We start from the raw sequence: 21583 nt of genomic DNA, 5'->3' as shown, positions 1-21583 counted from the left end.
CATTTAATTTTGAACTTAGCTAAAAAGCTGCACAAACTTTCTGTTCGTGCAGCTTTTATGGATACCTTTACTAATGATTTGAATGACATTTAATTTTAGAGGTTTGCCAAGCGATTACCCTTTACACGATTATGCAATTTCAGTTTCTTTCGATTTTCATTTAAACAAAGAAAGTAAATCGCAGATTAAAAACACTCCGCACGAAACGGAGTGTTTTGTAAGAATTCAGCCAAGATATTTGATCGCCAACATGAATACGCCCAAAATAAACAGGACAACGCCGGTGACCTGATTGAGCTTTTTCGGTTCTGCCTTGTTGGCGAAGCGCGCGGCGATCATCGCGCCCAGATAGGTGAAGAAGACGCTGCTGATCAACGGGAACCACTGGATCGTGCCGCTGATCGCAAAATGACTGAGAGCGCCCGTTAAGGCGGTAAACGTCATGATGAACACGCTGGTGCCGACCGCTGTTTTTAAATCGTAACCCAGCACGCTGACTAAGACCAGCAGCATCATCATGCCGCCGCCGGCGCCGATAAAGCCGCAGATTAAACCGATCAGGACGCCGCAGGCCAGCGATAACAACGCTTTCTGTTTTGCGGTGCGGGTCTGATTTTTAGAGCTGGCGCTCATGACCGGCTTGACGATAAAGCGGATACCGAGGATCATCGTGATCCAGACGGAGAAGCTGCCCAGCGTCGTCTGCGGCACTAACGAGCCCAGCCAGCTGCCGACCATCGTAAAGATCACCGTCGAAATCATCATGATCAAGCCGTTGCGGATGTCCAGATTCTTGTGCTTGTAATAGGTGAAGGCTGAAACAGCCGAGGCCAGCACGTCGGAGGCCAGCGAGATGCCGACGGCTTCATAAGCGTTGAAGCCCAATAAGGTGACCAACATCGGCGTGATGACCGCGGCTGCCGACAAGCCCGCCAGTCCGGTCGCAATGCCCGCGCCTAATCCTGCGATCATCGTGACGATCAAAATAGTCATATTCATCAATTCAGCTCCTTTAAATAGTTTATTTGTAAACTATTTATAAATTATAAAGAGCGGAGAACGAATGTCAAGAAAAACTGTCTGCGCTTGTTGACAAAGCTGGTGATTTGTCAAAAAAACCGCTGGGATTCAGCGGTTTTGGCGTTGTGCAAGCGGGATGTAATCGGCTAAGTCACCGACGTATTTGCCGGCTGGCCGAACGATCTTGTCGCAATACAGCTTGTTTTCAATGTTGTGGGCAAGCCAGCCGACCATCCGGCTGGCGGCGAACAGCGGCGAGTAACAATCTTCCGGGATGTCCAGCATGGAATAAACCAGCCCGCTGTAAAAGTCGATGTTGCTGCTGACATGAATCCCTTTGCGGCGCAAGATGACCTGCTTCGCCAATTCTTCAGTGCGGCGGTAGAACTGATATAAGCGGGAACGGTTTTTCTCCTGCGCCAGAATTTCAATCTGCGCTTTTAAGATTTCGCTGCGCGGATCGGAAAGGGTGTAGACGGCATGCCCCATGCCGTAGATCAAACCTTTGCCGTCGAAGAACTGCTTATCCATGATCTGTTCTAAAATCCGGGTGATCTGTGCGTCGCTGGCGTCCAGCCCCAGCTGCTTCAGCATCGCGTCCATCATCCGCCGGGCGGAGATGTTCGCTCCGCCATGGCGCGGACCCTTCAGCGAGCCTACGGAAGCCGCCATCGCGGAATAAATATCTGTACCTGTGGAAGCGACGACGATATTGGTAAATGTGGAATTGTTGCCGGAGCCATGATCGGCGTGCAGCACCATCATCAGATCCAGAATCTTTGCTTCCTGCGGCGTGAACTGTTGATCGGGTCTTAATAAGGACAGGATGTTCTCCGCGATCGACAGCTCAGGCTTCACCGGATGGACGATCAGGCTCTTGTTTTCAAAGAAATGTGCTTTTGCGGCCATCGAGTAGCACAGGATCGCCGGCATTTTCGCCAGGATCGACAACCCCTGATCCAGCGTGTTGGCAACCGAGATATCGTCGGCCACAGGATCCTCCCCATACAACATCAACAAGGCCTTCTGGATCTGGTTCATCACGTTCATGCTTGGATAACGCAGGATGTTGGTCGCCAGAAAGCCCTCCGGCAGCGTGTAGCGTCCGCGCAGTTCAGCGGTAAACAGATCCAGCTCCGACCGGCTTGGCAGATGCCCGAACAAAATCAGAAAGCACGTTTCCTCATAACCGCAGATCCGATCTTGATCGAGATTCCGGCACAGCTGGGTGATCGGAATACCCCGATAGTACAGCTCACCGCGATCGTCCACCTTTTTCCCGTCGACCAGCTTGTAGCCGACGACGTCCGCGATCCGGGTCAGACCGATCAAGACGCCGGTGCCGTCTTCATTGCGAAGACCTTTCTTTACGTCATATTTTGTGTATAATTCATTGTCGATTTTATTTTCCGGGATTGATTCCTGGAAGATCTTCTGCAGCTGACTGTTCATGATTTCACCTCAATGGTTCTAGTTTACTACAAAAATGAAAGAAATGACACAGAAAAGAAAACAATTTACTTTTCTGTGTAAAGACTTTCAAAAGTGGAAACGAGCTGATATAATAAAGTCTATGAAAGAAGGGGTTGGATGAAGACACTGGCGGAAAAAATCTTAGCGGCGCATTGCATAGCGGGCGAGCTGAAGGCGGGCATGCCGATCGAAATCAAGATCGATCAGACGCTGACACAGGATGCGACGGGGACGATGGCTTATTTACAATTTGAGGCGATGGGATGCGAGCGGGTCAAGACGGAATGCTCGGTGAGCTATGTCGATCACAACACGCTGCAGAACGGCTTTGAAAACGCTGACGATCATCAATATCTGCGCACGGTCGCGGATCGTTACGGCATTCTGTTCTCCCGGCCGGGCAACGGGATTTGTCATCAGGTGCAGTTGGAGCGGTTTGACAAACCGGGCAAGACGCTGCTGGGTTCGGATTCCCATACGCCGACCGCCGGGGCGATGGGAATGATCGCAATCGGCGCGGGCGGACTGGACGTGGCCTGCGCGATGGCGGGTATGCCGTTTTCCTTAACGATGCCGAAGATCGTCAACGTGCGGCTGATCCACCGGCTGCCGCATGGCGTCGGGGCAAAGGATATCATCCTGAAGGTTCTGTCGCTGATGAGCGTCAAAGGCGGCGTCGGCAAGATCCTGGAATATACCGGTGAAGGTCTGCTTGATTTAAGCGTGCCGGAGCGCAGCACGATCTGCAACATGGGCGCGGAGCTGGGCGCGACGACGTCGCTGTTTCCCAGCGATGAGAATACCCGTGAGTTTTTAACCAAGCAGGGCCGTGCCGCTGACTTTATCGAGCTGAAGCCCGATGCGGACGCTGTGTATGACGAAGTGATCGAAATTGACTGCGCCGCGCTGAAACCGCTGGTCGCTTGTCCGCACTCCCCGGATTTAGTCAAGCCGGTCGAGGAGCTGGCGGGGTTGAAGGTCGATCAGGTCGCGATCGGTTCCTGTACGAATTCCTCGTTTACCGATTTGCTGGAGGTGGCCCGGATTCTCAAAGGCAAGACCGTTCATCCGGAAGTTTCACTGGTGATTTCCTTCGGCTCCAAGCAGGTGCTGCGGATGCTCAGCCGCTGCGGGGCGCTGGATGATCTGATCGCGGCGGGAGCGCGGGTGCTGGAAGCGACGTGCGGACCGTGTATCGGAATGGGACAGAGTCCGCAGTCAAACGGCGTCTCGCTGCGCACGTTCAACCGCAACTTCTATGGCCGCAGCGGCACGCTGAGCGCGGGGATCTATCTTGTTTCCCCAGCCACCGCGGCCGCCAGCGCGATCGCCGGCGTTCTGTGCAGCGCGGAAACAATCGACTATGCCAAGCCGGAGATGCCGGACGCTTATCTGATCGACGACACGATGCTGATCCAGCCCAGCTGTGATCCGGCGGTAGAAATAAAACGCGGCCCGAACATTAAGCCGTATCCGGCCAAGGCTCCGTTAGCGGAAACGATTGAAGCGCAGGTCATGATCAAGGTTGGGGATAACATCACAACCGATCACATCATGCCGGCCGGAGCCAAAATTTTGCCATACCGCAGCAACATCGAAAAGATCAGCGAGTTCTGTTACAGCCAGATCGATCCGCAATTCCACGATCGCTGTCTGCAGTATGGGGGCGGGTGGATTATCGCCGGGGAGAACTACGGGCAGGGCAGCTCGCGCGAACATGCCGCGCTGGCGCCGATGTATCTGAAGATTCAGGCGGTAATCGCCAAGAGCTATGCCCGGATTCATCGCCAGAATTTGATCAACGCCGGAATTGTGCCGCTGGTCTTTGAGCATCCGGACGACTATGAGCGAATTGCGATGCTCGATACGCTGGCGCTGGACTGCGGCAAGCTGGCGGAAGGCCAGCCGCTGACGATTACGGACGCGAAGGGCTTCTCCTTCACGGTCCAGCATCATTGCACTGCGCGGGAGCTGGAAATTCTGCGGGCCGGCGGTCTGCTGAACCTGATTAAAATCAAGAACCAGAAAACTGAAGCATAACCTGAAAGCTGACGCAAGTCAGCTTTCTTGATGTTTTCTTCAACTTTGAAATGCTTAGGCCAATGCTTTCATTGGCAGATCGCGCTTATTAACAGAAAAACAAAATTGAACTTCCCGATAAGAAAGCGTATAATCAGACAAGTTCAGAGAAATGGGGGAAGACAATGTTTACCAATCAAAAGTTAAAACAGCTGATCATACCGTTAGTGATCGAACAGATCCTGGCGGTGTTGGTCGGCATGGCAGATATCATGATGGTCAGCAGCGTTTCTGAGGCTGCGGTTTCGGGCGTATCGCTGGTCGATTCGATCAGCATTCTGATCATCAATATCTTTGCGGCGCTGGCCACCGGGGGCGCGGTTGTCGCGGCGCAGTATCTCGGCCGGCGGGAAGAGGAACAGGCGTGCTTCTCCGCGAAGCAGCTGATCTTGTGTACGACGGCGATTTCCGCGGTGATCATGGTGATGTTTCTGATTTTCGGTCATCAGCTGATTTCCCTGATCTTCGGCAAGGTGGATCCGGAGGTGCTTGCCAGTGCGCAGACCTACCTGTTTATCACGTCGATGTCCTATCCGTTTATCGCGTTGTATAATTCCTGCGCGGCGTTATACCGGGCGATGGGCAATTCACGGATTTCAATGGTGACGTCGCTGATCATGAATTCGCTCAATATCGTCGGCAACGCGATTCTGATTTACGGTTTGGGCATGGGCGTGGAAGGTGCGGCGATCCCGACGCTGATTTCGCGGATCGTCTGCGCGGTGCTGATCGTCGTGATGCTCCGGCATCGGCAGGATCAGATCCGTTTGGATTCGTATTTCCATCTGGGCTTTGACTGGACGATGATCAAACGGATCTTACAGATCGGTGTCCCGAACGGATTAGAAAACGGCATGTTTCAGATCGGCAAGATTCTGGTACAGAGCTTAGTCGCGATGTTCGGCACCGCTTCGATCGCGGCCAACGCCGTCGCCAACAACTTCGCGTCGATGGAAGTCATTCCCGCCGCGGCAATCGGTCTGGGCTTGGTCACGGTGGTCGGCCAGTGCGTCGGCGCCGGGAAGATCGAGGAAGCGCGATATTATACGAAGAAGCTGATGAAATGGGCGTATATGGCTTCGATCGCTTTGAACGTCTGCATTCTGCTGGGAGCGAACGTCTTACTGAAGCTGTATAATCTGTCGCCGGAAACGCTGGACATCGCGTTTAAGCTGTTGTTTATCCACGGCTTCTTCGTGATGGTGATCTGGCCGGTTTCCTTCACGCTGCCCAATGCGCTGCGGGCAGCCAACGACGCGCGTTTTACGATGAGCGTTTCGATTGCGTCGATGTGGATCTGCCGGATCGGTCTGAGCTATGTGTTCGGACTGGTTTTCAAGCTGGGCGTTGTCGGTGTCTGGCTGGCGATGATTTGCGACTGGTTTGTGCGTTCCGCTTTCTTTGCGGTCCGCTTCCGCGGCGACCGCTGGACCCGCCGTCAGCTGATCGAAGGCTGAAGCCGGTATCTGAAGTAGGGACAGCCGGGAAAGCGGCAGGAATGTCGTGTGCCCAAAGGACTGTTGGAAGGTTCTCATGCTTCAGCCGATTTTTGACGAGTATCCCAAGCTGGCGCAATTTCAGCTGACGGCGGGGATGGTTGCTCGGCATAAGGGCCGGCAATATTGTCGGATCTGATCACACCGTCAACATTGCTGAAGCGGAATCCTGCTTTTCTGAAAGTCTTTGAGCTTCAGGACGGGATTGGCTGATCGTGATCCGCAGCAAGCTGACGTTTACGATCGGCACGCAGGGCCGCTTAATCGAGCTGATTTATCAAGACCAAGGGGAAATTGAAGAATTCTGACAGAGCGCAGGATTCTTTTCTTTTTCTGTGGTCCGTTTCCTCAGGAATCATTCTAAAAAACTTGAAAATAATTCAATGTTTCGCTACAATGAAGAAAACAGGAAAAAGAAGGGTGGCGATCCCGATGCATGATATCTGGAATCCATGGCATGGCTGCACGAAGATCAGCGAGGGCTGCGAGCATTGTTATATGTATTTTCTCGACCGCCAGCGGGGGCAGGACGGAGCCCAGATCCGGCGGGTTGCAAGTGGCTTCGACATGCCGGTAAAGAAAGACCGGCGCGGATATTATAAGATTCTAAGCGGCGAGCGGGTGCGCGTATGCATGAACTCTGATTTTTTCCTGGCTGAGGCTGACCTCTGGCGAAAGGAAGCCTGGCAGATCATGAAAAAACGTTCGGACGTTATCTTTTTCCTGCTGACAAAACGTCCTGAGCGTGTGGCGGCGTGTCTTCCGGCGGATTGGGGAACGGGTTGGGAAAACATCTTTTTTAATGTGACTGTGGAGAATCAGAAACGGGCGGAATCGCGGATGGACTGGTTATTGAAGCTGCCGTTTCAACATAAAGGGGTGATGTGCGCACCCTTGATCGGTCCTGTCGACTTGTCGCCATGGCTCGCCAGCGGCCAGATCGAACAGGTGATCTGCGGCGGGGAAAATTACGATGGCGCGCGGCCTTGCGATTATCGCTGGGTTCAAGCTCTGGGGGCGCAATGCCGCCGGGCCGGGGTGACTTTTAATTTCATCGAAACCGGCTCGGTTTTTGTCAAAGACGGGAAAACGTACCGCATGCCGTCCAAGCGTCTGCAAAGTGAAATGGCATGGAAATCCGGACTCAGCTTCCGCGGCCGTCCGCAGGTCTTTCATTTGGAAGACGAATATGGCCCAATTCCGCCGGAACGGTTATATCAGCCTTATTTTGGATCCCATTGCCAGCGCTGCGGCGGACAGCTGACCTGCAACGGCTGCACCCACTGCGGGCGCTGTGAGAAAAAGCAGACGACGTCAGGACACCCATTGCAGCTTGATCGGATTACCGGAAAGAAGGACTGAACGACGTTAAAAATCGGCGAATTTTCCAAACTGAAGCCGATCTTGAGCCGCAAGCTTCGCTGCTGGTTGTCAGGGGGCTGGAAGAAAACGGAAAGCATCTCAACGGCCCCGATCGGCAAATCATACATTGTGGACTTTGGAATGAAACGGATTCGCAGCGATATCTGACTGAGATTCAGATCCCGGTCCGCAATGAAATTGAAGTTCCTCCTGCTTCACGAACAGGAGGAATTTTATTTTTCACTTGACTCTCACAGCGTGTCAGGGTTTATCGTGAGATCACACGAAAGGAAGGCATCGTGTGGCGCACGTATATCGACGCCCATGAGGCATGCCGATCCTGGCCCTCAAGCCATATTCACCTGGCTTTGACCGTCTGGAAGCGCCGCGGGTGGCCAAACTGGTGTGAGGCGCTGGCAATGAATTTGGAACAATCCGACGAGTTTAACTGAAAAACGAATCTTTTTTTTATTAAGACCACGGACAGGAAAAGCGCGGCGGCATCAAAAAGAAACTGCCTGAACAGCGTTTTTTTGATCCGGGAAACCAGCGAGGAGAATCCGTTCGCAAATCCTGCCGGAATGGCTTTGGCGCAAACGTTTAGCAAATTCAGTCCGGATTTTGAAAAAGAATGGCAATCGAATACTGTTAACCCTGTGAAAAAGACCTGATTCTTGATCGGCGGGCTGGAACATACACTGTCAAACAGGAGGCGCTGTATGAAAAAGATTGCGGTATTTTTTCTGACGCTGACGTTGTTCTGGACGCCGCTGCACGCGGATGGTTCGTATATTGTGATCAGCGGCAACGACGGCAATGTTCTGGAAGCTGAAAATGAACACGAAGTTCGCTCGATCGCCTCGATCTCAAAAATCATGACCGCGGTGGTCGCGCTGGAAAACGGGGATTACATCGACCAGTGGATTATCGGCGACGAAGTGACGAATGTGACAGGCAGTATGATCTGGATTCAGAAAGGGCAGCAGGTTTCGATGCGTTCGCTGCTTTACGGCATGATGTTAAAGAGCGGCAACGATGCGGCGGTTGCGATCGCCCACCGGGTCGGGGGCGGATCGGTTGAAAAATTCATTCAGATGATGAATGAAAAAGCGGCGGCGCTGGGGATGAAGGATACAGAATTCCATAACCCCAACGGCATGGACGTTGAGGAGGAAGGCAATTATTCCACGGCGTATGATATGGCGCTTTTGATGCAGTACGCGATGACGCTGCCGCAGTTTCGGGAGATCGTTGCGACGCAGTTTTACACAAGCGAATGGGGCTCACGCTGGAAAAATTCCAACAAGCTGCTGAGTAATTTTGAATTCTGTACCGGCGGCAAGACCGGTTTCACCAACAAGGCCGGGGAAACGCTGGTCACCGCAGCGCAGAACGGCGAGCTGGAATACATCGTCGTGACGCTGGCCGTGCCGGACCGCTGGACGTTTCACGAACAAAAGTATCGGAAAGCGATGGAAATGTGCGAGCTGATCACGCTGCAGCCGGCCGGTTCGATCGAACAGGAAGGCTATATCGCTCAGCTGGACCAGCCGTTTGAAGTCGTCGTTAAAAAGGAAGAAGCGGGACAGGGACAGTACACAATGACGCTCGATAAAAGTAAAAATGAGCTGACGCTGTGCTGGACCGATCCTTCGCACACGGTGGTCAAGACACTCCCGGCCGTTAAGCCGCCGCGGAAGTTCTGTTTCTGGAGGTGGTGCGTATGAATCTGATCTGGATCCTGTTGATTCTGGCTTCACTGACGTATGGTCTGTTGACCGGATCAGTCAGTTCTGTGAATCAGGTAATCGTCAACGTCGGCCGCGAGACGCTCGAGCTGGCGCTGCCGTTGGTGGCGGCGACCTGTTTCTGGAGCGGAATTCTCAATATCGCACGGGAGGTCGGTCTGCTGAATATGCTGCAAAAGCTGTTGTCTCCGTTGCTGCGGTTTCTGTTTCCGGATCTGCGCGACGATCCGGAAGCGCTGGGCTACATTGCCGCCAACATTACAATTAATGTATTCGGACTGGGCTCGGCCGCAACGCCCAGCGGCCTTAAGGCGATGGAGTGCATGCAGCGGCACAATCCGGATAAGAAAACCGCCAGCCGTGCGATGGTCACGTTTTTAGTGCTGAACACCGCCGGCGTGACCATCTTGTCAACGACGATCGTTTCGCTGCGCGCGCAGTTCGGCGCGCTGAATCCGACCGATTTCATGCCGCTGGCGATCATTGCGACCAGCTGTGCGTCGATCGGCGGCCTGGCGCTGGATCGGTGGGTGAATTACCGTGGAAAGTAGCCTGTATATTCTGCCGATCTTAATCCTTTTGATCTTCGCGTTCGCCCTGCTGCGGAAGTTCAACGCCTATGATGCGTTTGTCAGTGGCGCAAAAGAGGGACTGTCGTTGTTTGTCACGCTGTTTCCGAGCTTGCTGGCGATGATGTTTGCGGTGTCGCTGCTGCGGGAAAGCGGGCTGTTTACCGTGATGGCCCGACAGCTGGGCAACGTGTTTCCCGCGATTCCTTCGGATATCTTCGCGCTGGCCTTCTTCCGTCCGATCTCCGGCAGCGCGTCGCTGGCAATTCTCGTTGATATCTTGAAAACGCTGGGACCGGACTCGCTGGCCGGCAAAATGGCAAGCGTCATTCAGGGCTCGACGGATACGACGCTCTATGTCATTACGCTCTATTTCTCCTCGGTGGGGGTGAAGAAAATCAAAAATTCGCTGCCAATCGGTTTGTTTGCGGATGTGATCGGCATTGGTGTAGGTATCTGGCTGACGCTGCAATTCCTTGTTTAACGCCGATTTCTCTGTTCTTTCCCGGTCTTGTCTGGTAAAATAAGAAGGCAAAGGATGGAGATAAACGATGGATCGATTACAAAAAATTATTGCGGCCAGCGGTCTGACCTCCCGGCGCAAGGCAGAAGAATGGATTCTGCAGGGACGCGTCAAGGTCGACGGACAGGTCGTAACGGAGCTGGGTGTAAAACCGCGCAAAGGGGCTTTGATCGAAGTTGACGGCAAAGCCATCGCGCGTGAAGATAAAGTCTATTATGTCATGAACAAGCCGAAGAAGGTGCTGTGTACGCTCAATGACGAGCATGACCGGCGGACGGTTGTGGATTTGATGACGGATGTGCCGCAGCGGGTGTTTCCGGTCGGCCGGCTGGACTACGACACGACCGGCGTACTGATCATGACGAACGACGGAGAATTCGCGAATGAAATTATTCATCCCCGCTATCACATCGCCAAGGTATACGAGGTGACGATCAACGGGATTTTGAAAACGGAAGAAATCAAACAGCTGGAACAGGGCGTCGTGCTGGATGATGGAATCAAGACGCTGCCGGCGAAGCTGTGGGTGACGAACAAGGATTTCGCACATGAACAGACGATGTTTGAATTGACGATTCAGGAAGGCCGCAACCGTCAGATCAAGCGGATGCTGGAAGTCTTTGGCTACGAGGTGCGCCGGCTGCATCGGCGCTCGTTGGGCCCGATCACGGTCCGCGGCTTGAATCCTGGCGAATATCGGCTGATGAAACCGTTTGAGGTTAAGCAGCTGCGCCGGCTGGCGAACGAGGGCCGGCTGAAATAATGCGGTACAGTACATTGTTGTGGGATCTGGACGGCACGCTGTATGATTTTGAAAAAAATCAGGAGCGGTCGCTGCGGCGGATCCTGGAGGAATTCGGCGTAGACGCCAGCGAGGAAAATGTGGCGTGTTATCTGCGGATTAATCATCAGCTGTGGTCGGATTACGAGCAGGGGCTGATCGGCAAGCAGGTGATCGAGGATACCCGCTTTCAGCGGACGTTTGACGAACTGGGCGTTGCCGCCGACGGTCTGGCGGCTTCCCGGGCTTACCGCAAACTGCTGATGCAGGGCTACGATCTGCTTGCGGGCGCGCGTGAAATCATGGAAGCACTGCAGGGAAAAGTGGAAATGGACGTCATCACTAACGGCGACGGTCCGACCCAGCGGCAGCGGTTAGCGGGCGCGGACATGGCGAAGTATTTTACACATCTGTTCATTTCGGATGAGCTAGGTGTGCAGAAGCCGCAGGCGGAATTCTTTGCGCCGGTGCTGCGAACCATCGCGGAAAAAGATCCGCGGCAGATTCTGGTGATCGGCGACTCGCTAAGCTCGGATATCGCCGGCGGTCAGGCGGCGGGATTGGATACTTGTTGGTTCAATCCGAAGCATCTGCCGCTGACGTTAAAGCAACAGCCAACCTGGCAGATCGACGCGCTGGATCAGCTGTTGGAAATCTTATAACGATAAAAAGAGAGTTAACAACGGACTTTGTGTCTGGCTCAAGCCGGCAGAAGTTCGTTTTTTTGTGCGGAAAACAGGACTTTCTGAATCCGGACTTGACCCTTGTCGCGAAATTGGGTAAAGTTTTTTTAAGGATTAAATTTGAATCGCAAGGGGAAAGAAAATCAGTCTTAAGGATCGGGGAAATCATCAGCTGGTTGGATGTGTCTGATGATTTTGCACATAATGTTAAAAAAAATGACAGATGGAGGGCGGAAACATGGAAATCCAGCAGTTGAAATATTTTGTCAGCGCCGTTGAATACGGCAGTATCGTCAAGGCGTCGCAAGCCTTGTTCATCACCCGGCAGACGATCAGCGCTGCGCTGACGCAGCTGGAAAACGAACTGGGCTTCAGTCTTTTAGAAAGGGGAAAGAACGGTGTCGAATTGACGAATGAGGGACGGCTTTTTTACGATCGGATCGCCCGTCAGTTTGATGAATTCAACCAAATTGAAAAGGAAATGAGGGAGTTTTCCAGTCAGTACCGGCTGCCGATCAAACTGGGGATCGTCAGCTGGGCGGATCAGCGGGAAGTCGCCATTTTTGAAAACTGGATTCAGGAACATCCCGAAGTTCAGGCAGAGATTTTGTTTCTGAGCGGAAAGCAAAGCAACGCGATGCTCAAACAGGGCGAGCTGCATTTCTGTCTGACAACCATGCCCAGCGAGGCCAATCTGAACTTTACCAGCGAACAAGTCGCGGAATATCCGCTGATGCTTGCCGTGCATAAAGCCAATCCTTTAGCGCAGAAGACCGTCGTTACCGCGCAGGATTTTCACACCCAGACGATTCTGACGACGACGCTGGGCTATGGGACGCTGGAATATACCGGTCAGAAATGGATGCCGTTTGAGCCTGAGCAGCGCCAGATCTGCTCGGAAGATCCGCTCTACCTGTATTCGCTGTTGGCGATTAACCGCGGGGTTATGGCCTGCCATGGGCTGAATACGCTGATCAATCAGATGCGGGATATCCGCCTGATTCCTTTTTCCGATGGTTTTACCTTCCCTTATTTTCTGCGGACGTCCTCCGCGACGATGCGGAAACGCCAATATGACGAGGTAGCCCGGGAACTGATCCGATACCTGAAACAAAATTTATGAACTGATAAATTCGGATGACAGACACTGGTTGTTTTTGCTTCTGTTTCTTTTTTTGCGAACTTGATAAAATATTATCAAAAAGGAGAGAAAGAAATGAAAGAATATTCACGCAGAGAGTTCATCAAAGGCGCTGCGGCCGGTGCCGTCGGACTAGCTGGCTTATCGCTCATCAGCGGCTGCGGCACGACGCCCGCCGCTGCCCCTCAGAATCAAAAACTGAGCTGGGATCAGGAAACGGACATCATTGTTGTCGGAACGGGCACGGTGATTACCGCCGCGATTGCGGCTTGTGAAATGGGGATTGCGTCGATTACCGTATTGGAGAAGGATGAAAATATCTTCGGCGGCACTTCGACTACCTCCGGGGGCGGTTATGCGCTGCCGGGATTCCTGAATGATTTTAAGGAAGAAAACAACGGCGACAGCCGGGAGAAATGTCTGTCCTACATGCAGGCCGTCGGCGAGGATCGGATGAGCCAGGCGGTAATGGAATCGTTTGTTGATCATGCTCAGGAATATTGCGACTGGACAAAACAGACACTGGGGTGGTCGCGGTTTATCCATTCCGGCGCGCATAATGATTATTATGACCGCTACCCTGACAGCATCGTCGTCGGACGCGGTTCGGCATTTCCGTTGGACGCGGATAACCAGATGATGATGGCCGGCGCGCAATGGAAGCAATATCGGGAATATGTTGAAACGCATGATCAAATTCAGCTGATGATGGGCACTGCGGCAGAGGAGCTGATCGCCGATGAGAACCACAAAGTCATCGGTCTGGTGGCGCGGCAGGGCGAAAAAACGCTGCGGATCAAAGCGAACAAGGGTGTGATTTTAGGCACCGGCGGATTTGACTACAATGAAGCGATGCGCCGGAATCATCTGTCCTTCCCGTTGTATCGTTCCTGTTCCAGTCCTAACAACACCGGCGACGGTCAGAAGATGGGCGCTCGATTAGGCGCACAGCTGGCGCTGATGGACCGTTATCTGGGCGTGCCGTTTGTTTACGACAACCCGGTGTGGAACGAAGGCGACGACCGCAACTACGGAATTATGGCGACTTCCGCGTTGGCGGATTGGGCGTGTTATCTGAAATTTCCGCATGCCATCTGTGTCAATGCCAGAGGCGAACGTTTTGCGGATGAAAGCCGCGAATATGATGTGTTCAGCCGGGCCTTCAGCGCCTACGACACAGGAACGCTGAAGTATGCGAATATTCCGGGATACTTCATTTGCGATGCGGATTATACGTCGCAGTTTAAACTGCCGGGCGGGGCAACGATCGACGCGCTGCCGGACTACATCACCCGCTATGACACTCTGGAAGCTCTGGCTGAAGGTATGGGCATCGACAAAGAAGGGTTGTTAAAGCAAGTCGAAGCGTTTAACGGGTATGTGGACGCCGGGGTTGATCCGCAATGGCACCGCGGCGAAAGTGAAAACGCACTGCGGACGCTGCAGTCGAATACTTATGTAGCGCTGCCGGAGGCCGATTTCTCTCAGTTTACGACGCTGACGGCAACCTTGGGGAAAATTGAAAAGGCGCCGTTCTATTGCTGCCGGTATGTGCCGGGAACCTGCGGAACGCGCGGTGGTTTGTTGACCGACGGCAACGCGCAGGTGCTGGATCAGGACAACAACGTGATTGAAGGCTTATATGCCGCGGGCACCTGTTCCACCGGTGTTGCCGGTTATTGGGCAGGGGGAGCCTGCATTTCGCAGGGCTGCGTCATGGCCTATGTTGCGGCAAAGCATTTGGCGGGAAAATAATTGATACCAGTTTGGCGAAAAGAAGCGCTGATGATCTGGAAAAACGGGAAGCAGGAAGACGTTTGATCCTGAAACGAAGGAAAAGAGATCTGAACGTTTAAAAGACAAATTGAAAAACCAGAATAAAAAAAGAAGACTTTGGCAGAGTGAAACCTCTGAGAAGTCTTCTTTTTAATCAGCGAGATCCCCGGCCAGACAATGCGTGTCGCAGTCAAGTTACAGAATGTCCTTTTTAGGCGGAAGCCGGAAGGACAGAAACAGCTTGCCCAAAATCTGATCCCATCCCTGATCCTTTGGCTCGATGATCCGCAGCTGCGTTTCAGTACGCAGATGATCAATGATCAGCATGGTGTTTTCCAGTTGATTTTCAACCTGTAAAAGCAGCACCGTCACCTGAGGACTGACCTCAGCCTGACTTAACAGCGTGCCGCGGATGCAGCCCCAGCGCAGCTCATATTTCAATTTCTTAACGACCTCCAGATAGGGCAGGGTTAAGCAGTAGCGCGTCGTTTTCATGCGTTTTCTTTCAATAGATCTTCGATCACGGCTTCTTCCGGATCAATATAGATCGTTTTGTAACTGGTCAGCGAGACGAAGCCCGGTTTTGCGCCGGGGACCCGCTTGAGATTGCGGATCGGGCAATAGTTGACCGGGACGCTGCTGGAATAGCGGCCTTTGGAGTAATAGGCTGCCACCATCGCGGCCAGCCGCAGCGTTTCCTCGTCAGGCTGTTCGCAATCCAGCACGACATGCGAGCCATGGAAATCCTTGGCATGGAACCACAGGTCGTTTTTGCGCGCCAGCTTGAACGTCAGCGCCTCGTTCTGAAGGTTATTCTTGCCGAAATATAACGTGACGCCATTTGCCAGAGGGATCGCCGTGATCGCCGGCAGGGCCTTCGCCTTTTTTCGGTTGCGGCGGATTTTCGACTGGATTGGCTTCATGTAGCCTAACGCCGCCAGCTCCTCGCGGATTTCGCGGGCATCTTCAAAGTTGGCCAGTTCCAGCTGCTGCTCAAGACCCTCGAAATACTCGATCTCTTTCTCGCACAGGTCGATCTGTTCCAATAAATGCTCCTGACCCTTTTTTCCTTTGTTGTATTTCTGAAAACACTTTTTCGCATTGCCGCGTCCGTCGAAGCGGACGTCCAGATCGATTTTGACCTGCCCGCTCTGATCGAAGGTGGTCAAGGTTGCCGACGGCGTGCCTTTGGGAATATTTTGCCCATACGCATATAACAGATCGCCGTATTCCCGCCACTTTTCACAATCCAGCGCTTCCTGCATCGCATCGAGCAGCTTCGGCAGCTTCTGGCGGTAATGCTTCAGCTGCTTGCGGACAAACTTGAACAGATCGCCGGTCATCTGCCGGATGCGGTCTTTTTCCTCTTTATGATAATACAGGACGTCCATGCCTTCCATCAGCGGGTATGCCTTGGCCGGCTGTTCATACTGGGTCAGCGGAATCAGATGAAACTGCGTTTCCTTGGGCGTGTTGGTGATGAACAGCGAATCGCTGCTTTCGATCTGCTTCATGATCGCCGGGAAGGTTTCGCCCCGGCGCATCCGCGTTTCGACCTCCCGCCCAAGCAGCGGAGAGAAGCCGTCAAACTGCTGGTGCAGCGGCTGTTGCGGATCGACGGTTTGCGCTGTAAATGGATCCTGTTTCACCGGCTGTTCCGGCAGTGTGAACTGCGCGCCCGGCTGAATCGTGCGCTTGGTGTTTTCAAACGGCGGAATCCGCTTGAGCGCATCGAGAATCCGGTTGTTTTCATCGACGAGGATGACGTTGGCATATTTGCCCATCAATTCAACGTAGAGCTTGCGGAAGACCTTATCGCCGATTTCATTACGCAGCGAAACCTCCATCACAAGCCAGCGATCCAGCCCGCCCTGTTGGACAGAGAGAATTAAGCCGCCCTCCAGATGCTTGCGCAGAAGCATGACGAAATGCGACGGCTCCTCCGGGGTCGGATAGGTGCGGTCGGTGAGATTGATGCGGTTGTATTGCGAATGACAGGAAATCAGTAAATTCTTTTTCTCGCGCTGGGTGCGCAGGTGAAACAACAGCTCCGTATTGGAGATCTGATGGATTTTATTGATTTTGCAGGGAAGTATTTCCTGAAACTGCCGGCACAGCGCGTGCAGCAGGAGTCCGTCTAAAGTCATGGTGATCAACCTTTCCAAAATGTGTTCCTATTATACCATGATTCTGATAAAATCCCAAACCGGACCGGCCGTGGAATTCGTTGACAATCCTGGGGAAGCTTTGTATTATTAAACCAGGACAAAAGGAGGAAGGAAGCATGAAAAAGGGGTTGCTGATCGTGCTGAGCGGACCGAGCGGAGTCGGGAAGGGGACGATTCTGAAGGAGTTCGTGAATGATCCGGAATTAAACCTGGCGTATTCGGTTTCCATGACGACCCGCAAAATGCGTCCGGGGGAAGTCGAAGGCGTAAATTATAACTTTGTCGACCGGCCGGCCTTTGAACAGGCGATCCGCGAGGGCGAGCTGCTGGAATATGCGGAGTTTGTCGGGAATTATTATGGCACGCCGCTGAAAAACGTCGAAAAGCTGCGCGCTGAGGGGAAGAATGTGCTGCTGGAAATCGAGGTGCAGGGCTGCCAGCAGGTCATGGAGAAATGTCCGGACGCGCTGACGATTTTCATTATCCCGCCGAGCATGGAAGAGCTGGAAAAGCGGATCCGCGGGCGGGGAACCGAGCCGGAGGAGATCGTGCAGCAGCGCTTGAGCAAGGCGAGCCGGGAGATGGAGCTGGTCGATCAGTACAAGTTCATCGTCTGCAACGAAGACCCGAAGCTGGCGGCGTCGATCATTTCTTTAATCATAAAACGACACATGGAATAGAGGAACCGAAAGACACGGTTCTTCTTTTATTTTGATCGCCGGCGCATGCAAATTATTTATTCTTTAAGCAATCTGACAATTTGATTAAATTATTCAAAAACATCGTGAAAGCGGTTGACACTGAAAGCGAAAATAGCTATCATAAAGTCAGCGTAAAGGGTCATTCGCGGGAGTGATTCTGCGTGAAAGGGAGGTTTCAGTATGGCTGAAGCAAAAGAGTTTTTCTCAGCCGCCAAGCACGCTCTTCAAGAGGTTAAAAACACTCAGAGAGAAGCGGTTTACGAAGCGGCGAAAATGATGGGCGACTGCATGCTGGAAAACGGTCTTGTCCAGTTGTTCGGATTGGGACATGGACTGGCGTTTTCCATGGAACTGGGGTATCGTGCCGGCGGGTTGATGCCGTTCCACCAGATCAAAATGGAGGATTTGCTGCTGCGCGGCGTCGTTTCCCCAGAAGAAGCGAACCAGCCTGATTTCAACGACCGCACGGATTTAGCGGATAAATTGTGGAACATGTACAACATTGACGATCATGACATGTTCATCCTGATTTCCAATCCGGCCAACAACGGCGTCATCGTCGAATTCGCAAAGAAAGTAAAAGAAAAAGGCCGCAAGCTGATTGTTGTGACCTCCAAGGCGGAAGCGGAGACTTCGGTTTCACGTCATCCGTCCGGCAAAAAACTGACTGATTATGCCGATTTGATTCTGGATAATTGTGCGCCGAGCCCGGATATGGTGGTCACGCTGGAAAACGGTCAGAAGATCAACCAGGTCTCGACGGTCACCGGCAACGTGATCGCGCAGATGCTGTGTGCTGAAACGTATCGTTATCTGACCGGACTGGGCCATGACTGCCCGGTTCTGCTGAGCGCCAATGTCAAGGGTGCCGATGTCCATAACCGCGAAATCTCAGACGTATATCTGGGACGCTGGAATTCCTAGGAGGTGCGCTCATGAGAGAAATTAATATGGATTTATTCTATGAAGAAATGCTGAAGGTTGTCGATGTTCTGGAAGGCAAGGAAATGGACAACATCCGCAAGGCTTCCGAGGTTTGCGCTGAAACGATCGCCCAGGGCGGCGTTGTGCATGTCTTTGGTTCTGGTCATTCCGTGGGCTTCGGGATGGAGCTGGCCGGCCGGCCGGGTTCGTTAGTGCCGTTTCATACGATTGTGACCAGCGATTTCGTTCTGCATGGCAAGGTTTCGTTAGCGGAATTTAAGGATCCGGACAACATTTTTGAACGTCGTGCGGATATTGCGGACCGGCTGTATGATTTATACGACATCCGCCCGCAGGACAGCTTTATCATTATATCCAACTCCGGGATTAACGGCGTTGTCATCGACTTTGCGATCAAGGCAAAGCAGGAAGGCCATAAGGTCATCGTTGCGACCAGCTGGCAGCATACCAGTGCGGAAGCCAGCCGTCATCCAAGCGGCAAGAAGCTTTATGAGATGGGCGACGTGGTCATCGACAACTGCGGGCCGCAGGGCGACGCGTTGATTGAAACAGGCAAGATCGAAAAGATCTGTTCGATTTCTTCGATCACCGGCGCGTTTATCGCGCAGTCGATTACGACGGAAACCTGCCGTCTGTTAAGCGAGAGAGGCGTGGAGCTGCCGCTGCTGCTGAGCGAAGACAGCGAAGAAAACCGCAGGCATAACGCAGAATTAAGACAGAAATACGTGGGCCGTATTTAATAAAGGAAAAGGGAGGTACTAAATATGTACAATTTTGAATACATGAACAAGGTCGAAGAACTGCTGCACAAAGTGGATGATACCAATAAGGAAAAAATCCAGGAGCTGGCTGTCAAGTTCGCCGACAACATCAAGAACAATCACATCATCCATGTCTTTGGTACAGGTCATTCGCACATGATCGGCATCGAACTGTTCTGCCGTGCCGGCGGACTGGGCAATGTCAACGCGATTCTGGATCCGGATGCACTGACGAACTTCGGCGCTCGCCGCAGCGGTGCGATGGAAAAGGTTTCCGGTTTGGCGGATGTTATTTTTGATCAGTACAAGATTGACAAAAACGACATCATGATCATCATTTCCAACTCTGGCCGTAACGCGGTTCCGGTTGAAATGGCCATGCGCTGCCAGAAGGAAGGCGTCTACACGATCGCGCTGACGAACCTGCATCAGTCGCAGAACACGACCAGCCGTCATCCAAGCGGCAAGCGTCTGTTTGAATGTGTTGACTGCATTCTGGACAACTGCGTACCTGACGGCGACGCGCTGATGAATGTCGGCGGCGTAGCGACGGGCCCGGGCAGCACGATTTCCAGCATCTTCGTTCTGGATACGATCGTAAACGAAGCGTTAAAGATCCTGGCGGCAGAAGGCTGCGAACTGCCTGTTTTCCAGAGCCAGAACGTCGATGGCTTCAACAACGATGCGATCTACGCGAAGTACGAAGACCGCGTAAAACATTTCTAAGCAATAAGTTAAGGAACTCCGCGGAGTTCCTTTTTTAACAACCTGATTTTCATCACGAATCAAGGAATTGCAGAAGGGCTAGGCCATAGCATTATTTCTAAAATTACGTTACAATATTCCCTAGATACAGAAAGGGATGGCAATATGGTAAATAAACCGATCCTGCAAGGAACGCACAACACCCGCGAGTTAGGGGGCTATCCGCTTAAGGATGGTGGACAGACAAAGAGAAATCGGTTCCTTCGCAGCGATTCTTTATGCGGTTTAACGCTGGAAGACCGGCAAGTTTTAAAGGAAAAAGGATTATCGTTAGTCGTTGATTTACGCTCTGAGTTTGAACAGGAACAAGCGCCGGATCCGAAGCTGGGCGTAGAGCATCTGAGCTTTCCGCTGTTGGACCAGGTGAATTCCGGGATGAGCGCCTCGGGTTTTCCCTCCGATATGGGTCAGGTTTATATCGGCTTACTGGATCACAGTCAGAATACGATAAAAAGAGTATTTGAAGCGATGGCGGACACCGCAGGGTGTATTCTGTTCCATTGCACGGCAGGCAAGGACCGCACAGGCGTTACGGCAATGCTGCTGCTGGACTTGGTCGGGGCAGAGGAAGACCTGATCGTTGAGGATTACGCGGCAACCGCTTTGTATCTGAATCCACATTTGAAGGATCAGCTGGCAATGCTGAAAAAGATGGGAATCAAGGATCCGGACGCCGTTTTGGGATCGCCGAAATCCAACATGATCCGCACATTGGACCATTTGCGGAAAACGTATGGATCGGCTGAAAAATATTTAAGACAGATCGGCCTCAGTGATGCTAAAATAGAAGTATTGAAAGAATCATTGCGGGAAAGGGTGGAGTGAAAATGGATAAGCATACGCAAACGCTGCGGTGGACGCAGATGCTGCAGGCGAAGAAAAAGCTCGAAGACCATCAGTTTCAAGTCGATCTGTTTCCGACACAAAAAGAATGCCTTGAATATTTGAAGGGGCTGCTGAAAGATCAGGTATCGGTCAGCGTTGGCGGGTCCATGACGTTATTTGAAACCGGCATTCTTGATTTTCTGGAAAACAATCAGGACATACAATATCTGGATCGTTATCACAGCGATCATCCGCACGAGATTTATCACGCGGCGCTGTCCTGCGATTATTTTCTGACCAGCACCAACGCCGTTACGATGACAGGTGAATTATACAATGTGGACGGCAATGGAAACCGCGTTGCGGCCATGATTTATGGGCCGGAACACGTGTTGGTCATCGCCGGCGCCAACAAGATCGTCAAGGATCTGCAGGCAGCTCAGGATCGTGTAAAGACCCTTGCGGCTCCGGCCAACTGTGTTCGTTTAAATAAGGATAATCCGTGCACAAAGATCGGGTATTGCGCCGATTGCCAATTACCGACCCGGATTTGTTCCGCCGCGGTTACGCTGCAGCGCAGTCATGTTCCAGGACGCATTCATGTCTTGTTGATCAACGAAGATCTCGGTTACTAATTCAATATTTTTCAGGCGGTCGATTTCGGCCGCTTTTTTATGACAATCCATCCGCATAAAGAAGGCGACAGAAGTTTGTCAGACTGGCTGAGAATCGACCCTTGAAAAGTGGAAACGAAGTCACTTCCTTTC

Annotated in this window: 20 protein-coding genes; 16 read left to right on the top strand and 4 right to left on the bottom strand. The window is 52.5% G+C overall.

All coding sequences use genetic code 11. From position 1 onward, the window contains the following. Positions 1–225: 225 nt before the first annotated feature. Positions 226–999, bottom strand: coding sequence for a sulfite exporter TauE/SafE family protein (locus I2G61_RS07810; RefSeq protein ID WP_195548111.1), 774 nt, complete (start codon positions 997–999; stop codon positions 226–228). 129 nt (positions 1000–1128) lie between these two features. Then, entirely contained in the window at positions 1129–2472 is a 1344-nt protein-coding gene (locus tag I2G61_RS07805) for a citrate synthase (RefSeq protein WP_195548110.1), read from the bottom strand. Positions 2473–2610: 138 nt separating this feature from the next. On the opposite strand from I2G61_RS07805, the gene I2G61_RS07800 reads away from it, so the two are divergent. The 10 genes from I2G61_RS07800 (at position 2611) to I2G61_RS07755 (ending at position 14630) form a co-directional block, all read left to right on the top strand. After that, complete coding sequence (locus I2G61_RS07800) at positions 2611–4533, top strand: aconitate hydratase (protein ID WP_195548109.1); 1923 nt, start codon at positions 2611–2613, stop codon at positions 4531–4533. Positions 4534–4697: 164 nt separating this feature from the next. Continuing rightward, on the top strand, positions 4698–6029 hold the full coding sequence (locus I2G61_RS07795; RefSeq protein WP_072683367.1) for an MATE family efflux transporter: 1332 nt from the start codon (positions 4698–4700) through the stop codon (positions 6027–6029). 471 nt (positions 6030–6500) lie between these two features. Next, positions 6501–7430 carry a DUF5131 family protein gene (locus I2G61_RS07790; protein WP_195548108.1) on the top strand — a complete coding sequence of 310 codons (930 nt, stop codon included), beginning with the start codon at positions 6501–6503 and terminating at the stop codon, positions 7428–7430. Positions 7431–8149: 719 nt separating this feature from the next. Beyond that, complete coding sequence (locus I2G61_RS07785) at positions 8150–9157, top strand: D-alanyl-D-alanine carboxypeptidase family protein (RefSeq protein ID WP_072683366.1); 1008 nt, start codon at positions 8150–8152, stop codon at positions 9155–9157. Continuing rightward, positions 9154–9729, top strand: coding sequence for a nucleoside recognition domain-containing protein (locus I2G61_RS07780; protein ID WP_072683365.1), 576 nt, complete (start codon positions 9154–9156; stop codon positions 9727–9729). The genes I2G61_RS07785 and I2G61_RS07780 overlap by 4 nt, the downstream gene beginning before the upstream one ends. Next, positions 9719–10231: a nucleoside recognition domain-containing protein gene (locus I2G61_RS07775; RefSeq protein ID WP_072683364.1), complete on the top strand. Its 513-nt coding sequence runs from the start codon at positions 9719–9721 to the stop codon at positions 10229–10231. Before I2G61_RS07780 ends, I2G61_RS07775 begins: the two co-directional genes overlap by 11 nt. A gap of 67 nt (positions 10232–10298) precedes the next feature. Continuing rightward, positions 10299–11033 carry a pseudouridine synthase gene (locus I2G61_RS07770; protein ID WP_072683363.1) on the top strand — a complete coding sequence of 245 codons (735 nt, stop codon included), beginning with the start codon at positions 10299–10301 and terminating at the stop codon, positions 11031–11033. Next, a complete protein-coding gene (locus tag I2G61_RS07765; protein ID WP_072683362.1) occupies positions 11033–11713 on the top strand; it encodes a YjjG family noncanonical pyrimidine nucleotidase in 681 nt (226 codons plus the stop codon). Before I2G61_RS07770 ends, I2G61_RS07765 begins: the two co-directional genes overlap by 1 nt. 259 nt (positions 11714–11972) lie before the next feature. Continuing rightward, positions 11973–12857, top strand: a complete 885-nt coding sequence (locus tag I2G61_RS07760; protein WP_195548107.1) for a LysR family transcriptional regulator — start codon at positions 11973–11975, stop codon at positions 12855–12857. A 93-nt stretch (positions 12858–12950) separates the two neighbouring features. After that, the gene (locus tag I2G61_RS07755; RefSeq protein ID WP_195548106.1) at positions 12951–14630 is read left to right on the top strand and encodes an FAD-binding protein; all 1680 of its coding nucleotides are present in this window, start codon (positions 12951–12953) and stop codon (positions 14628–14630) included. A 216-nt stretch (positions 14631–14846) separates the two neighbouring features. On the opposite strand, the gene I2G61_RS07750 is transcribed toward I2G61_RS07755, so the two are convergent. Next, entirely contained in the window at positions 14847–15146 is a 300-nt protein-coding gene (locus I2G61_RS07750) for a hypothetical protein (RefSeq protein ID WP_195548105.1), read from the bottom strand. Next, on the bottom strand, positions 15143–16798 hold the full coding sequence (locus tag I2G61_RS07745) for an NFACT family protein (RefSeq protein ID WP_195548104.1): 1656 nt from the start codon (positions 16796–16798) through the stop codon (positions 15143–15145). Before I2G61_RS07745 ends, I2G61_RS07750 begins: the two co-directional genes overlap by 4 nt. Before the next feature lie 137 nt (positions 16799–16935). Between I2G61_RS07745 and gmk the strand changes: the two genes are divergently transcribed. The 6 genes from gmk to I2G61_RS07715 all read left to right on the top strand — a co-directional run bounded on the left by gmk (position 16936) and on the right by I2G61_RS07715 (position 21451). After that, positions 16936–17499: a guanylate kinase gene (gene gmk / locus I2G61_RS07740; protein ID WP_195548103.1), complete on the top strand. Its 564-nt coding sequence runs from the start codon at positions 16936–16938 to the stop codon at positions 17497–17499. Positions 17500–17700: 201 nt separating this feature from the next. Next, complete coding sequence (locus I2G61_RS07735; protein WP_072683356.1) at positions 17701–18444, top strand: sugar isomerase domain-containing protein; 744 nt, start codon at positions 17701–17703, stop codon at positions 18442–18444. A gap of 11 nt (positions 18445–18455) precedes the next feature. Beyond that, complete coding sequence (locus tag I2G61_RS07730; protein ID WP_083538415.1) at positions 18456–19205, top strand: sugar isomerase domain-containing protein; 750 nt, start codon at positions 18456–18458, stop codon at positions 19203–19205. A 24-nt stretch (positions 19206–19229) separates the two neighbouring features. Further along, a complete protein-coding gene (locus I2G61_RS07725; protein WP_072683355.1) occupies positions 19230–19952 on the top strand; it encodes a sugar isomerase domain-containing protein in 723 nt (240 codons plus the stop codon). Positions 19953–20096: 144 nt separating this feature from the next. Then, the gene (locus I2G61_RS07720) at positions 20097–20816 is read left to right on the top strand and encodes a tyrosine-protein phosphatase (protein WP_072683354.1); all 720 of its coding nucleotides are present in this window, start codon (positions 20097–20099) and stop codon (positions 20814–20816) included. A 2-nt stretch (positions 20817–20818) separates the two neighbouring features. After that, positions 20819–21451: a lactate utilization protein gene (locus I2G61_RS07715; protein WP_072683353.1), complete on the top strand. Its 633-nt coding sequence runs from the start codon at positions 20819–20821 to the stop codon at positions 21449–21451. Positions 21452–21583 lie beyond the last annotated feature (132 nt).

The organism is Holdemania sp. 1001095H_141210_F2 (assembly GCF_015558105.1).
Lineage (GTDB): Bacteria > Bacillota_I > Bacilli_A > Erysipelotrichales > Erysipelotrichaceae > Holdemania.
This window is presented reverse-complemented; position numbering and strand designations above follow the sequence as displayed.